General features: G+C 62.3%; 15 protein-coding genes. 5 read left to right on the top strand and 10 right to left on the bottom strand.

Going from position 1 to position 15,073, the window contains the following annotated elements:
- Position 1: 1 nt before the first annotated feature.
- Genes aguB through AB4O40_RS06870 form a run of 3 tightly spaced genes read left to right on the top strand, consistent with a single transcriptional unit; the run spans position 2 to position 3,185 of the window.
- On the top strand, positions 2 to 910 hold the full coding sequence (gene aguB, locus AB4O40_RS06880; RefSeq protein WP_056723730.1) for an N-carbamoylputrescine amidase: 909 nt from the start codon (positions 2 to 4) through the stop codon (positions 908 to 910).
- Position 911: 1 nt separating this feature from the next.
- Positions 912 to 2,012: an extracellular solute-binding protein gene (locus AB4O40_RS06875; protein WP_056723729.1), complete on the top strand. Its 1,101-nt coding sequence runs from the start codon at positions 912 to 914 to the stop codon at positions 2,010 to 2,012.
- A 48-nt stretch (positions 2,013 to 2,060) separates the two neighbouring features.
- Positions 2,061 to 3,185: an agmatine deiminase family protein gene (locus tag AB4O40_RS06870; RefSeq protein WP_223541427.1), complete on the top strand. Its 1,125-nt coding sequence runs from the start codon at positions 2,061 to 2,063 to the stop codon at positions 3,183 to 3,185.
- Between the two features lie 147 nt (positions 3,186 to 3,332).
- Here the strand turns inward: AB4O40_RS06870 and AB4O40_RS06865 are convergent, their stop codons facing one another.
- From AB4O40_RS06865 to AB4O40_RS06825, 9 genes are all read right to left on the bottom strand, one after another.
- A complete protein-coding gene (locus AB4O40_RS06865) occupies positions 3,333 to 3,761 on the bottom strand; it encodes a nuclear transport factor 2 family protein (protein ID WP_460055295.1) in 429 nt (142 codons plus the stop codon).
- A 2-nt stretch (positions 3,762 to 3,763) separates the two neighbouring features.
- Complete coding sequence (locus AB4O40_RS06860; protein WP_409079406.1) at positions 3,764 to 4,498, bottom strand: SGNH/GDSL hydrolase family protein; 735 nt, start codon at positions 4,496 to 4,498, stop codon at positions 3,764 to 3,766.
- Between the two features lie 6 nt (positions 4,499 to 4,504).
- Positions 4,505 to 5,077: a chorismate mutase gene (locus AB4O40_RS06855; RefSeq protein ID WP_056723722.1), complete on the bottom strand. Its 573-nt coding sequence runs from the start codon at positions 5,075 to 5,077 to the stop codon at positions 4,505 to 4,507.
- Positions 5,078 to 5,158: 81 nt separating this feature from the next.
- Positions 5,159 to 5,449, bottom strand: a complete 291-nt coding sequence (locus AB4O40_RS06850; RefSeq protein WP_056723720.1) for a DUF7693 family protein — start codon at positions 5,447 to 5,449, stop codon at positions 5,159 to 5,161.
- 219 nt (positions 5,450 to 5,668) lie between these two features.
- Complete coding sequence (locus AB4O40_RS06845; protein ID WP_460154687.1) at positions 5,669 to 7,222, bottom strand: amino acid permease; 1,554 nt, start codon at positions 7,220 to 7,222, stop codon at positions 5,669 to 5,671.
- Positions 7,223 to 7,355: 133 nt separating this feature from the next.
- On the bottom strand, positions 7,356 to 8,516 hold the full coding sequence (locus AB4O40_RS06840; RefSeq protein WP_056723717.1) for an iron-containing alcohol dehydrogenase: 1,161 nt from the start codon (positions 8,514 to 8,516) through the stop codon (positions 7,356 to 7,358).
- A gap of 3 nt (positions 8,517 to 8,519) precedes the next feature.
- Positions 8,520 to 9,911, bottom strand: coding sequence for an aldehyde dehydrogenase family protein (locus AB4O40_RS06835; protein WP_056723716.1), 1,392 nt, complete (start codon positions 9,909 to 9,911; stop codon positions 8,520 to 8,522).
- Positions 9,912 to 9,918: 7 nt separating this feature from the next.
- Positions 9,919 to 11,292: a glutamine synthetase family protein gene (locus AB4O40_RS06830; protein ID WP_056723714.1), complete on the bottom strand. Its 1,374-nt coding sequence runs from the start codon at positions 11,290 to 11,292 to the stop codon at positions 9,919 to 9,921.
- Positions 11,293 to 11,465: 173 nt separating this feature from the next.
- Positions 11,466 to 13,055, bottom strand: coding sequence for a winged helix-turn-helix domain-containing tetratricopeptide repeat protein (locus AB4O40_RS06825; protein ID WP_056723860.1), 1,590 nt, complete (start codon positions 13,053 to 13,055; stop codon positions 11,466 to 11,468).
- 259 nt (positions 13,056 to 13,314) lie between these two features.
- On the opposite strand from AB4O40_RS06825, the gene AB4O40_RS06820 reads away from it, so the two are divergent.
- Positions 13,315 to 14,067, top strand: coding sequence for an SDR family oxidoreductase (locus AB4O40_RS06820; RefSeq protein WP_460055305.1), 753 nt, complete (start codon positions 13,315 to 13,317; stop codon positions 14,065 to 14,067).
- Positions 14,068 to 14,111: 44 nt separating this feature from the next.
- The gene (locus AB4O40_RS06815) at positions 14,112 to 14,525 is read left to right on the top strand and encodes a cupin domain-containing protein (RefSeq protein ID WP_056723710.1); all 414 of its coding nucleotides are present in this window, start codon (positions 14,112 to 14,114) and stop codon (positions 14,523 to 14,525) included.
- Between the two features lie 64 nt (positions 14,526 to 14,589).
- Here the strand turns inward: AB4O40_RS06815 and AB4O40_RS06810 are convergent, their stop codons facing one another.
- Positions 14,590 to 14,952 (bottom strand): hypothetical protein, encoded by a 363-nt coding sequence (locus tag AB4O40_RS06810; protein WP_460055308.1) that lies wholly within the window; start codon positions 14,950 to 14,952, stop codon positions 14,590 to 14,592.
- Positions 14,953 to 15,073 lie beyond the last annotated feature (121 nt).

Genomic DNA, 15,073 nt, shown 5'->3' with positions numbered 1-15,073 from the left:
CATGACTCTGCTGACCATCGCCACCACCCAGATGCCCTGCACCTGGGACCTGAAACACAACCTCGACCAGGCCGAGCAACTGGTCCGCGAGGCCGCGGCCAAGGGCGCGCAGGTCATCCTGTTGCAGGAGCTTTTTGCCACGCCGTACTTCTGCATCGAGCAACACCACAAACACCTGGCGCTGGCCGAGGAGTATCGCGACAGCCATGTGCTCCAGCGCTTTGCTGCATTGGCCAAAGAGTTGGGCGTGGTGCTGCCGCTGAGTTGGTACGAGAAGGCCGGCAACGCCTACTTCAATTCATTGAGCGTGGCCGACGCCGACGGGCGCCTGTTGGGCGTGTACCGCAAGACCCACATCCCCAACGCCATCGGCTATCAGGAGAAGGAATACTTCAGCCCCGGCGACAGCGGTTTCCGGGTCTGGGACACCGCGTTCGGGCGCATCGGCCTGGGCATCTGCTGGGACCAGTGGTTCCCGGAAACCGCGCGCTGCCTGGCCTTGATGGACGCTGAAGTGCTGCTGTTCCCGACCGCCATCGGCTCCGAACCGGGCTGCGCCACTCTCGATTCCCGGGATCACTGGCAGATGACCATGCGCGGTCACGCTGCCGCCAACCTGCTGCCGGTGGTGGCGGCCAACCGTGTCGGCCGGGAAGCGGCGACCACCGACCCGACCCTGCAAATGAACTTCTACGGCTCGTCGTTCATCTGCAACCACAAGGGCAAGTTGCTCGCCGAAGCCGACCGCGACAGCACCGGCGTGCTGGTTCACAGCCTGGACCTGGCGGCCATGCGCGAAGACCGCCTGACCTGGGGCATCTACCGCGACCGCCGTCCGGACATGTACGGCGCCTTGTTGACCCAGGACGGTCGTCAGATCCATTCACGCTGGGCAACCCAAGGGGTGTGACATGAACACTATCAACAAGCTGAGCCTGGCCATGGGGCTGGCGCTGAGCTGTGCGGTGCCTGCTCTGCACGCCGAGGAGAAAACCCTGCGGCTGTACAACTGGGCCGATTATTTCGCCGAGGACACCCTGAGCAAGTTCACCGCCGAAACCGGGATCAAGGTGATCTACGACGTCATGGAAGGCAGTGAAACCCTTGAGGCCAAGATGCTGGCTGGCGGCAGCGGTTACGACCTGATCTTCCCCGGAGACACCGTGGCTGAACGCTTGATGCGTGCCGGCAGCCTGCAACCGCTGGATCAGTCAAAAATTGCTGCGATGGCTGATATTGAGCCCGGGTTACAGAAACTGCGCTCGCGTTATGAATATTCGAGCAAAGCGACGGTGCCGTACACCTGGGGCACCATCGGTCTTACCTACAACGCCGAGCAGATCACCCAGCGTGCGCCGGACGCGCCGGTCAATAGCCTGGACATGCTGTTCAAACCGGAGCTGGCGGCGAAATTCGCCGACTGCGGCATCTCGATGATCGACTCACCGGACGAAGTACTGGCGGTGGTGCTCAACTACCTCGGTCGCGACCCGCGCAGCGCCAAACCGGCGGACCTGGCGGCGGCCAGTGACTTGCTGATGAAGTTGCGGCCGCACATTCGCAAGTTCCAGTCGCAACCGGTGACCGACCTGGTCAACGGCAACCTGTGCATGTCCCTGGGCTACAGCGGCGACATGACCCAGGCGCAGCGCGCGTCGGACAGCGCCGGCAAGAAAACCACCTTCCACTACCGCATCCCCCGCGAAGGCACCACGGTGTGGATGGACACCATGGCCATTCCCGTCGACGCCCGGCACCCGGAATACGCCTACGCGTTCATCAACTTCGTGATGCGCCCGCAGAACATGGCGGCCATCAGCAACTTCACCGGCTACCCGACCTCCAACGCCAAGGCACGCCCGGACGTCGATGCCGCGATGCGCAACAACCCGGACATCTACCTTGATGAAGCCACTTACGCACGGCTGATTCCCGGCAAGGACATTCCCCAGGCCGACATGCGGGCACGCATGCGCACCTGGACCAAATTCAAGACCGCTACCGTTAACTGATCACCGGCCGGCCCGAAGGCCGGCCAAACCTCGATTTCAGGAAAACATATGCCGACACGTCGAACATTCATCAAGCAGGTATCGGTCGCCGCCGGGCTGGGCGCGGTGGCGTCCATGGGATTGGGCTTTGCCGGCCTGCCGGTGCGAGCGGCCGACAAAGGCAATGGGTACATGCCCGATGAAGGGGACAAACACCAGCGGGCTTTCATCGCCTTCGGTGCACAGGCCGCGATCTGGGAGGACTTCACGCCCCACGTGCAAGACGCCCTTGGCCGGATCGCCCGCAGCATTGCCGAATACGAGCCAGTCACGGTGTTCTGTCGCCAGAGCGAACGGCGCCTGGCCGAAGCCAAATGCGGCAGCCACAACACCACCTTCGTGATCACCGAACTGGATGACATCTGGATGCGCGACATCGGCGCCAATTTTGTCGTCGATGGCAACGGCGGCCTTGGTGCGGTGGACTTCAACTTCAACGGCTGGGGCAACAAACAGCAGCATGCGGACGATGCGCAACTGGCCGCCCAGGTCGCGGAAAACGCCAAGGCGGATTACCTGCGCAGCGAACTGGTGGGCGAGGGCGGAGGCATCGAAGTGGATGGCCACGGCACCGGGATCATGACCGAAAGCAGCTGGATCAACCGCAATCGCAATCCCGACTGGACCAAGGCCGAGGTCGAGGCAGAACTGAAAGAACGCCTGGGGCTGCGCAAAATCATCTGGCTGCCGGGCATCAAGGGCAAGGACATCACAGACGCCCACGTCGACTTCTATGCGCGCTTCGTCAAGCCCGGCGTGGTCATCGCCAACCTCGACAACGACCCCGAGTCCTACGACTACAAGGTCACTCGCGCCCACCTGCAGATCCTCGAAAACGCCACCGATGCCGATGGCCGCAAGTTGCAGGTGCATACCGTGTCGCCGCCGCTCAACCCGCGCAACAGCCGGTTCAGCAAAGACAATAAGGACTTCGCCGCGGGCTACATCAACTACTTCGTGATCAACGGCGCGATCATCGCTGCGCAATTCGGTGACGAAGAAGCCGATGCCAAAGCCTTCGACCTGCTGTCTGAACTCTACCCGGACCGCAAGGTGGTGCAACTCGACATCGATGCGATCTCCGCCGGTGGTGGCGGGATTCATTGCGTGACCAGTCATCAGCCGATGGTCTAACGGATTGCCCCTGATTTCAGGCTAAACACAAAACCTGTGGGAGCGAGCTTGTTCGCGATGGCGGAGTGTCAGTCAATATATTGTTCACTGACCCACCGCTATCGCGAGCAAGCTCGCTCCCACAGGGGTTGTTGGTGAATCAGGAAATCAGGCCTTGCTGGCCTTCAGATAAGCCCCCAACCGCCGCCCCATTTCTTCACCCAACGCCTGCAAGCCACTGAGCGGCCGTACCATCACTTCAAACTCGACAATCTTGCCCTGTTCGTTGAAGCGGATCATGTCGATGCCCTTGAGCTCTTTCCCGCCGACCCCGGCGCTGAATTCGAGAATCACGTTCAAGCCATCCGCCGACGCCAGTTCGCGGTGATAGGCAAAGTCCTCGAACACGTTCATGACCGTATTGAGGATCATCGACACCACCGGCGCCCCCGGATATGGCGTGTGCGCCATCGGTGAACGGAACACCGCCTGTGGATCGAGCAGTTCCGGCAAGCCGCTCAAGTCGCGGTTGCCGATCATTGCGTGCCACTGCTTCAGGGATGCTGCGACGTTGTGGTTCAGGTTCAGCTCGGACATCTTCAACTCCTGTTTTTTATTGTTGTGCTGCGAAAGCGTTGGTCGATGACCCAGGCGGCATCGTCGGCCCATTGACGGTAGAGCATCGGCCCCGGATGAAAACCATCACTGGCCATCAAGCCCGGTTCGGGCGCCAGCGGGGTCGTCAGCATCGTACATTGATCCAGGTGTGCGGCCAGATCCGCCAAATGTGCATTGAAACGCCGCGCCCTGAATCCCAGGAACCAGCGCAAGGGTTGCGGCAGCGCGGGGAACAAATGCATCGGCGGAAGTGGCGTCACCACAATCTGCCTCACCGCGAACCTGTCGCACAGCAGCGCCATCAAGCGCTGTTGCCGGGCGAGCCACTGATCCAGGGTGAGTGAGCTGGTGACATCGTTGACGCCAATCGACAACAGCGCCACATCGAACGGCTCGGGTGCATGCTGTTCGAGCAGCTCCAGCAACCCTTGGGAATCCAGACCTGTGCGCGCCCAGAGTTTCCAGGCCACCTGGTAACCATCGGCCAGGCGCTCCACCAGCCGCCCGCTGAGAGCTTCACCTTGAGTCGCCGCACCGACGCCTGCAGCGGCGCTGTCGCCGACAATCAACAAGCGCAGAACATCGCCGCTGCCGGATTCGCCGTGGCGTTCACCTTCGGCCTCCGGCAACTTGGGCGTCACGCGCCGCGTGTATAGACCCTGCGCCAGCAACAACGGGCCGAGGAGGACTTTGGCGAGGGTTTCAGTGTGGCTCATTTGACGTTATCGCCCCGCAACACATAGCTCTCCGGTCGCACGAATCATCGCCTGGCCATGCAGGTAATCCTTGATCAGCGCGGAGCGTTCGGTGGCCAGCCATTGCGGGCAGTTCGGGTCTTTGCGGTAGGGCAGGAATGCGGCGTACTGCGTGAGCAGCTGGCTTTGCAGGGTGTCGAGTTGAGGACGGATATCGTTGCCCAGGTCCGGCCGTGGCGTGTCCGGTGCCTTGTGCGCCGCTTGCCATTGCGCAATTCGACCGTATTGCACCAGTTTGCTGGCTTCGATCTGGGCGGCGATCAGGTCGGCGACATCGTCGGGGTCGAGCTGGCGCTGGGCCGCCTGCTTCCTGGCGTTGGCGATGACTTGCGCTTCCCGGGCGTTGTCCTGGACGGGTTTGCCGCTGTCCCACTTGGTCAGCGCCACCAGTTCGCTGATGTACAACCGCTCATTCATCGTCGCCAGCAAGGGTTGCAAGGCGTCGGGCGGCGGGGGCGTCGTGCCGGCCTGGACGCCGCCAGCGAACAAACCGAGCAGGGCGCAGGCCAGCCAGTGCGGCAGGCGTGGGGAACGGGGCATGGGCAGAACCTCCTTGGACGCGAAAAACACTCCGGCTTGTTTATCACAAGTGCGGCCAGGGAACGACAGGTTGCAAAGGATTCAGGCCAGCAACCGTTCAATCTGCGCCAGCTCCCAGGTGCTGAGCAAACTCACCGGATCGGTGCCGAAGCGTTGCCCGTTGTCGAACACATATTCACGGCCATCGGGGCTTTGGCCATGCAGGCAGTGGCGCAAGTGGCCGGCGTCGACCTCCAGTGTCAGTTGCCAGCCGTCGATGTCGACCCGTACATGGCCAGACTCGCAGACGTCGTCGATTCGCTGGAAGGTGCAAATGCCCTGGGCGGCATCGCGCAACGGCTGGTAAACCTCGCGGGCGGTGAGGGCGGGCACAGGTGTCTCCGGGGTGAAATTGGGGAGGCGCAGGATAAATCATCGCCATACAAAAAAGCCCGGTAGATCGGGCTAATGCCAATCAGTTAAGGGTTTGAACACTGAAATCCTTGTGGGAGCGGGCTTGCCCGCGAAGGGGCCGGCACGTTCAGCATCAATGTCGCCTGACACGCCGCTTTCGCGGGCAAGCCCGCTCCTACAGGTTACTCATTGCTTGCTCTATTTTCGGTCCAACGCCGCCTCCGCCGCAGCAATTTCAGCCTGGCGCTTGACGATCATGTCGCCCACCGGCGGCCCCTGGAAGCGCCGGGCTTCAAAGCCGAACCAGACGATGGCCGTCAGCACCAGGAAGCCGATGGTGATGTACAGCGCCCAATCGTTCGGTGGCTGGATGCCGATGACGAAAATGATGATCATCGACAGGATCGAGAGAATGGCGAATACCGAGTACCAGAAACGCCCCATGTTCCACGGCCCCATGGTCGGCCACTTCGAGGTCCCATAGGTAAACAGGCCGAGCACGATGGGAATGGCGAAGGAGAAGAACAGGAAGATCACCGTGCACGACACCACGATCGTATAGACCGGCGTTGCCCCGATCGAGATCACCGACGATCCCCAGTCGAACAACACCGCGAGGGTGGCACCTGTCCAGATGGCCGCGACCGGGCTGCGATGGGTCGATGAGACCGACGACAGCGCTTTTGAGCAGGGCAGGCCGCCGTCCCGGGAGAACGCGAAGATCATCCGTGAAACCGAAGTGACGGTGGCCAGCCCGCAGAGCACCTGCGAGACGAAGATCGCCACGTAAAGCACCAGTTTCAAGGTCGGGTTGACCTGGGTGTTCATGGCCCAGAAAAACACGTTCCAGCCTTGCTTGGCCGCCTCGTCCATGTTCGGCAGCATCAGCACGAACGCGCTGAGCATCAGCCAGCCGAACAGCAACGACCAGACCACCGACATGACCATGCCGCGCGGCACCGACATGGCCGCGTTGCGGGTTTCCTCGGAAGTGTGCGCGGAGGCGTCATAGCCGGTGATGGTGTAGATCGGCAACAGCAGGCCGAGCATGAACACCCAGCCGTTGGAGACCTGCGGCCAGACGCCGCCCCCCGCCTCGCCGGAGTAGTTGCCGAAGGTCCACAGCCGGGCGAATTCATAGCTGGGTGCCGACATCAGGCAGACGATGGTCAGGGCCAGCGCCGTGCCGAAGATCAGGTAGCCGGAAAAGTCGGTGAGCCCGGCCGTCAGGCCGATGCCCAAGTGGTTGCACAAGGCCTGCAGGCCGGTGAGGATCGCCAGGAAAATCACCCGGACCGTGGTCGTGTCCTCCATGCCCAGTGCCGGTCCGAAGGCACCGAAAAAGAAATAATAGGTGCCGACGTTGATCGCGCCCAGCACCGTGACCAGCCCCAGCAGGTTGAACCACGCGGTCAGCCAGCCAGTGAAGCGATTACCGAGGATCGAGCCCCAGTGGTACAGGCCGCCAGCGGTGGGGTAGGCCGAGGAGATCTGTGCCATGGCCATGGCGAATACCCCGGAGATCAGGCAGCCGATCGGCCAGCCGATGCCGATGGATATTCCCCCCGCGCCCGAGGTGCCCTGGGCCAGGGAGTTGATGCCACCTGAGAGGATGCAGATGATCGAAAAGGAGATGGCGAAGTTGGAGAAAACCCCCATTCGTCGTGAGAGTTGCTGGGCATAGCCCATGCTGTGCAGCACCTTGACGTCATCGTCGTGTGTTTCGGTGCCCGGCTGGCTTGCTGGGTTCATGATGTGTGCCCCTTCAGGTGTTCATACGCAACCATCCGGCGGGCCGGATGGGCTGGCTTCAACCCCTTGTCGTACTGCTCCTGTCGCTATCGGATCACACCTGTCCATGCGCAGTGCCGGCCAGGCGACTGCTCTACAGACGGCCGTGAAACGCCGCGTCGAAAATCTTTGCCACGCCGTCCCGGGTCAACGGCAGCGGGTTGCCACCGGCGGAAGGGTCGACAATCGCCATGTCGGCGATCAGGTCGGCCTGCCGGTCATCCACGCCCAGTTCAAACAGGGTATGGGGCACGCCGATGTCCTTGCGCAGTTTGAGGACGAAGGCCAGGAAACTGTCGAACCCCGGGGAGGGCAGGCGCAGGTACGCCGCCAGGCGGGTGATGCGCTCCTCGATGGCCGAGCGATTGAACTGCAGCACATAGGGCATGAAGGTGGCATTGGTCATGCCGTGATGGGTGTCGTACAGCGCACCCACCGGATGGGAAAGTGCATGCATCCCGCCCAGGCCTTTCTGGAATGCCGTGGCGCCCATGGCCGCCGCCGCGAGCATTTGCGCGCGGGCTTCAAGGTCCGATGGCGTGTGTACCGCCTTCACCAGTGAGTTGGCCACCAGGCGCATGCCTTCCACGGCAATGCCATCGGCCAGGGGGTGAAAGCCGGGGGCGCAGTACGCTTCCAGGCAATGGGACAACGCGTCCATGCCGGTGCCAGCAGTGATCTTGGCCGGCATGCCGACGGTGAGGGCCGGGTCGCTGATCACCACCCGCGGCATCATTTTCGGGTGGAAGATGATGCGTTTGGTGTGGGTGCGCTCGTCGATGATCACCGCCGCACGACCGACTTCGGAACCGGTTCCCGCCGTGGTCGGCACGGCAATGACCGGGGCGATGCGGCTGTCGTCGGCGCGGGTCCAGTAGTCGCCGATGTCTTCGAAGTCCCAGACCGGGCGGGTCTGGCCGCTCATGAAGGCAATGAGCTTGCCCATGTCCAGGCCACTGCCGCCGCCGAAAGCGATCGCGCCATCGTGCTGGCCGGCACGCCAGGCGTCGAGCCCGCCGGCCAGGTTGGCTTCCACCGGGTTGGGCTTGAGGTCGCAAAACAGCGCCACGCCAAGACCGGCGGCGCGCAATGCGTCCAGCGCCGCCGTGGTGATCGGCGCGCGCGCCAGGCCGCTGTCGGTCACCAGCAAGGGGCGCTGGATACCCTGGCTGCGACAGACCTCGGCCAGTTCGGCGATGCGCCCCACACCGAAACGAACGCTTGTGGGGTAGTTCCAGTTTCCTGACAGGTTCATGGTCTACACCTCGTGACGCAGATGAAAGGATTTGGCCCGGGTCAGGTGCTCGTAGCCCAATGGCGACAGGGTGACGCCGCGCCCGCTGTTCTTCACGCCGGTCCAGGCCAGTGCCGGGTCCAGGTAATCGCAGCGGTTCATGAACACCGTGCCGGTGGCGATCTCGTTGCCCAGGCGTTCGGCCGCGGCGAGGTCCCGGGTCCAGATGGAAGCGCTGAGCCCGAACTCACTGTCGTTCATCAAGGCGATGGCTTCTTCATCGCTGGCCACCGGCATGATGCCGACCACCGGGCCAAAGCTTTCGTCGCGCATGACCGACATTTGATGGTTCACGTCCACCAGCACTTGCGGTGCGAGATAGGCGCTGCCCGGTACGTCGGCGGGAAAGGACTTCGGATCAATCAGCGCTTTGGCGCCCTGGGCCAGCGCTTCGGCGATCTGGCCACGCACGAAGAAGGCGGCGCCCGGTGTCACCAGCGGACCGAGGGTGGTGGCTTCGTCCAGCGGGTTGCCCAGCACGTACTGGCGGGTCAGTTCGGCGAAGCGCTCGACAAACACCGGGTAGATTTTCTGGTCGACGTAGATGCGCTCCACGGCGCAGCAACTTTGCCCGGAATTGAAGAAACTGCCGTCCACCAGATTTTCCACCGCATACTCAAGGTTGGCGTCTGCCCGGACATAGGCCGGGTCTTTTCCGCCGAGCTCCAGGCCCATGCCGAGAAACTGTCCGCTGGCGGCGCTTTCCATGACCTTGCCAGCCTCTACGGAACCAGTGAAGTTCACTTGCTGCACGCGCCCGCAAGCAAGGATCGCCCCGGTCGACACATGGTTGAGCAGCAGATTCTGGAACAACCCCTCGGGCAGTTTTGCGCGACGCATGGCCTCGGCGAAACGCTCGCCCACCAGCAGGGTTTGCGACGCGTGCTTGAGGATTACACTGTTGCCGGCCATCAGTGCCGGGATGATCGTGTTCACCGCCGTCAGATAAGGGTAATTCCATGGGGCGACCACCAGCACCGTACCCAGCGGCTCGCGTTTGATATAGCGCTGGAAACCCGCCTTGGGTTCCGGCTCTATTGCGGCCAGGGCCTGTGGTGCGATGGCGATCATGTGTCGGGCGCGTTCGGCAAAACCGCGCAGTTCGCCGGCGCCGTAACGCACCGGGCGGCCCATCTGCCAGGCCAGTTCCGGGACGATGTCGGCCTCCATCGATAGCATCGCGTCCACCGCGGCGCTGCAATAAACCGCGCGTTCGCTCAGTGATCGGCGTTGCCATGAGACTTGTGCGCTGGCAGCCGCCGTCAGCGCCTGCTCAATCTGCGCCGCATCGGCAAGATCGCGTTCAACGTACACCCGGCCATCGACCGGTGAGATCAGTTGCACCTTCTCAGTCATGATGTTCTCAGTAGCGCTCGAAACCGCGCTGCAATTCCCAGTCGGTAATTCGCCGGTCGTACTCCTTCTGCTCCCACTCGGCGGTGTGCACGTAATGGTCGACAACCTCATCACCGAATGCCTCGCGCAACATGCTTGAGGCCTTGAGGGCGGCGCTCGCCTCGCGCAGGGTCTTGGACACCTCCGGCAAATGCTCGTCGAGGTAGGCGTCGCCTTCGAACGGCGGCGCAAGATCGAGCTTCTCGTCGATACCCTTCAAGCCCGCCGCGATCAGCGCGGCGAAGGCCAGATAGGGGTTGAGGTCGGCACCGCCGATGCGGCATTCGATGCGGATGGCCTTGCTGCCTTCGGCACACAGGCGAAAGCCGGCGGTGCGATTGTCGCGGCTCCAGACCGCCCGTGTCGGTGCAAACGTGCCAGCCTGGAAGCGCTTGTAGGAGTTGATGTAGGGCGCAAGAAAACAGGTGATGTCGTTGGCGTACTTGAGCTGCCCGGCGACCCAGGCCCGCATCAGTTTCGACATGCCGAACTCGGCTTTCGCGTCGAAGAACAGCGGCTTTTTGGCGTTCTTGTCCCACAGCGAATTATGGATGTGACTGCTGGAACCGGCGGCGTCGTAGCGCCACTTGGCCATGAAGGTGATCGCCTTGCCCTGCAACTGCGCGATCTCTTTGCAGGCGTGCTTGATGATGACGTGGTGGTCGGCCATGGTCATGGCGTCGGCGTAGCGAATGTTGATCTCTTCCTGCCCCGGGCCCCATTCCCCCTTGGAGTTTTCCACGGGAATGCCCGAGGCCTGCAAGTGCTTGCGGATCGCCCGCAGCACCGGCTCCTCGCGGGTGGTCTGCAGGATGTTGTAGTCCTCGATGTAATGGCCGGCGGTTTTCGGCTTGTGATAGTTGCGCTTGTGGATCGCCTCGTAGCTCTCATCGAACAGATAGAACTCGAGTTCCGAGGCAAACATGCCGGTATAGCCGCGCTCGCGCAGGCGCTCGACCTGCTTTTTCAGAATCGCCCGAGGGCTGTGGGGCAGGTCCTGGCGATGGTGATGATCGAGCACGTCGCACAGCACCAGCGCCGTGCATTCAAGCCAGGGTACGCGCCGCAGGGTGGACATGTCGGGCTTGAGCACGAAGTCGCCGTAGCCCTTGCTCCAACTGGCTGCGGCGTAACCCGGCACCGGTTCCATGTCGATGTCGTCGGCCAGCAGGTAGTTGCAGCAGTGGGTTTCTTCGTGGCCGCTGTCGATGAAAAACTCGACCTGGAAGCGCTTGCCGACCAGGCGTCCCTGCATGTCGACCATGCAAACCAGCACGGTATCGATTTCGCCGGCGGCAGCGGCGCGCTTGAGTGCATCAAAGCTGAGGAGGGGCTCTGTCATCACGGCAATCCTGCGTGAAAGGTTGGGGCCAGTCTGGGATAGCTGTTGCAGACGCTCTCCAGAAAAACCCAAAACCTGCAGAACCGAGCATCGTGAGCAACGAGTTGTTCAAAGCTTAGCCTACCCTTGCAAAGTGCAAGTTTTGCCGGGTGAAAGTCGTGTTCAGCGCCCCATCATTCCGGCAACCCGGCCAGCCGCAGTCCATCGACGAAACGGGCGAAATCCTCAGGCCGTTGAATGGGCAGCCAGCCCTTGAGGGTGCACAGACGCAAAGAAGGATCCAGCTTTTGCAGACGCTGCATCGCCAGATTGGCTTTTTCCGTTCGACCGCCGAGCGCATGACTGGCCGCCACCAGCGCTGCCGCGATCAGCAGACCGGGCAGGTTGCCCAGCGCTTTTTCCGCCCAGTCCGCAGCGGCATCGAAGTGCCCGGCGAAGAAATGCGCGAGCGCCATCCCGACCTGCATCCTGAACATTTCCGGGTCCAGCGGGCTCAAGCGAACGGCATGGTTCAAATTTTCGATGGCGGTGTCTGTTTCGCCGTGCAGCGCCCGCAGGATACCGCCCAGGAACCAGGCGGGGGCGAGGTTGGGGTTGAGCAGGCGTGCCCGATCGAGCAGTGCAATGCCGGCGTCGACTTCGCCGGCGAGATGAGCAAGCGCATGTCCGCCCCGGGTCAACGCAACGGCATCGTCGCGGCCGAGGGTCACCGCCAGACGCGCCAGCCGTATGCCCTCGGCGATTTCTGCAGGCCGATCGGCCATCCAGCCATTGAGCTTGCGCCAGAAGTGGCACCAGGCGGCCATGCCATAGGCCGAAGCAAACTCCGTATCGAGTTCGATGGCCTGGTAGAACATCGGCAGCGCTTGCTCGATGGCTTCCCGACTGCCGCTGTGCAGTTTTGCCATCCCGCGCAGGTAGTAGTCGTAGGCGTCCAGGCTTTCTGTCGGCTTGCGTTTGGCGCGTTCGATTTCTGCCCGTTCCAGTTGCGGCGCGATGGCTCCGACGACGCTTTCGGTGATTTGGTCCTGCAGCTCGAAGATGTCGTCGAGCAGGCCTTCGAAGCGCTCCGCCCAGATGTGCGTCCCGCTTGTCGCATCGATCAGTTGCCCGGTAATGCGTAGCCTGTTCCCGCACTTGCGCACGCTGCCTTCGAGCACGTAGCGCACGCCCAACGCCTGGCCGACGCCCCGGGCGTCCACGGTCTGGCCCTTGTAGGTGAAGCTCGAATTGCGAGCGATGACGAACAGCCAGCGGATCCGCGACAGGGCGGCGATGATGTCCTCCACCACGCCATCGGCGAAATACTCCTGCTCCGGATCGCCGCTCAGGTTCTGGAAGGGCAGGACGGTGATCGAGGGTTTGTCCGGCAGGACGAGCGCGGGGGAGGGGATTTGCTTCGGGGTAGCGGTCGAGCGTTCATCGATGTCAGGCTGTCGCGCTTCCCCGGTCAAGTCGCCGTTGATCCGGCCAACGAAGCGGTAGCCCTTGCGGGGGACGGTGCGTACCAGGCGCTGCTCCTCGCCGGTATCACCAATGGCCTTGCGCACCGCATTGATGTGGCTGGTGATCGTCGATTCCGAAACGATCCGGTCGCCCCACACTGCCTTGAGCAATTCGTCTTTGCTGACGACGCGATCGGGATTGTTGACGAACAGCAGCAACAGATCGAAGACCTGCGGTCCGACGGCCACGACCTGCCCGCGCAGGGTCAGCTCCCGGCGCTCCTGATCGAGCAAGTAGTCTTCAAACGTGAATGGCAAGTCGAGCATCCCCTGGCGAATCGCCCTCAACTCCTTGTCCCAGGCGGCTGGCGGTTGGTAACAGAGGCAGATGATACGGCAGCTCGGCACCCGCTGCACCGTCTGCGGCAAGGGCGGCTGGATGAACACCATCGGCTTTGGACATAAATTCAAGCATACGCCAAGACAAACCCAAGCCTGGCGCAAGGACTTGCCTGGTGCGCGCAGGCAATCTCTCTACACCGACGCAATGGTTGCAGTCGACAAGTGGAGAACAGTCATGAAGATCGTCGTCATCGGAGGCTCCGGCCTCATCGGATCGAAACTTGTGAACACCCTGCGCGAGCGCGGCCATGACGCGCTCGCCGCGAGCCCAAGCACGGGCGTGAACAGCATCACCCGCGAAGGCCTGGCCGCAGCGATGGACGGTGCCGATGTGGTGGTCGACGTAGCGAACGCGCCGTCGTGGGAGGACCAGGCTGTTCTCGATTTCTTTGAAACGTCGAGCCGGAACCTGCTGGCCGCCGAAGCCGCCGCCGGGGTTCGTCATCATGTTGCCCTGTCGATTGTCGGGAGTGAGCGGCTTCCCGATACCGGTTATTTCCGGGCCAAGGTCGCGCAGGAAGCCCTTATCAAGGCGTCCGGCATGCCTTACACCATTGTGCGTGCCACGCAGTTCTCCGAGTTTGCCGGCGGCATTGTCCAGTCGTTCGCCGTTGGCGAGGAAATTCATGCTTCGCCGGCTCTGATCCAGCCGATAGCGTCCGACGACGTGGTAGCGGTGCTGGCCGATGTCGTGCTGGCTGCACCGCTCAATGGCACCGTTGAAGTCGGCGGCCCGGAAACCATGCCGATCGACGAACTGGCCCGGCGCTTTCTGCGGGCGACCCGGGACAACCGCAAGGTCGTGCCGGACGTGCATGCACGTTACTTCGGCGCCGTGCTCGACGATCAATCGCTGGTCACCGGCAAGAACGCACGCCTGGGGGCGATCCGCTTCGACGACTGGCTGGCCCGGTCGACAGCGCAGTAACGAATCGCACCCTCACATTTCCCTACCAATCCAGGAGAAGTCCCATGGTTACCCGATTGCTGATGGCCGCTGCATTCGCTGCGCTCTCGATCAGCGCCGCATCGGCCGCCGAACCGCCCCCCGGTAAGGTGACGGTGGTGTTCGACCGTCCCATTCCCAACATCCCCGGCAAGAGTATGAGGGGCGTGGTCGTCGAGTATGGGCCGGGTGCCGCGTCGCCAGCCCACACCCATCCGAAAACGGCCTTCATTTATGCAACGGTGCTGGAGGGCTCGTTTCGCATCGAGGTCAAAGGCGAACCGGAAAAGATCTACAAGGTCGGCGAAAATTTTGTAGAGGAACCGGGTTCCGTGCACCTGGTCAGCGCCAACGCCAGCGACACCCAACCTGCACGCCTGTTGGCGGTGTTCGTCCTCGACACTGAGGAAAAGGTGCTCGTAACACCGATCAAACAGTGAACCACGAAAAAGCCCGGCTGTTGAGGCCGGGCTTTTCGTTGAGTCCTGCGGTCAAGCACTGCATTCAGACAGCGCGGCTTTCGATCAGACGATCCGAACCGCCTTCGGCAACGCGGTTCTGCAGCAGTTTGTCGGAACCGCCTTCGGCGACGCGGTTTTCCAGCAGTTTGTCGGAACCGCCTTCGGCAACGCGGTTTTCCAGCAGTTTGTCGGAACCGCCTTCAGCGACGCGTTTTTCCAGCAGACGATCTGAACCACCTTCAGCCACGCGATTCTCGATCAGGCGATCGGAACCACCCTCGGCCACACGGCTTTCAATCAGACGATCCGAGCCGCCTTCAGCGACCACAGGTTGAGCGGAGTTTGCGGCGAAAGCGTTAACTGCGAAAACCGAGAAAGCGATGCTGAGGAGGGTCTGGCGTTTCATGATCGTGTGCTCCGGGGTGCTTATGGGTTGGTATGGAGCAGATGTTACGCCGGAGATTTTTTAAGAGAACTTCATTGAAATGATGGTGACTATCGATGCGGTCAATGGATCGAACACCGCC

The organism is Pseudomonas sp. S2_F07, assembly GCF_054668325.1.
Note: the sequence above shows the minus strand (reverse complement) of the source record. Positions and strands in the feature narration are given on the sequence as shown.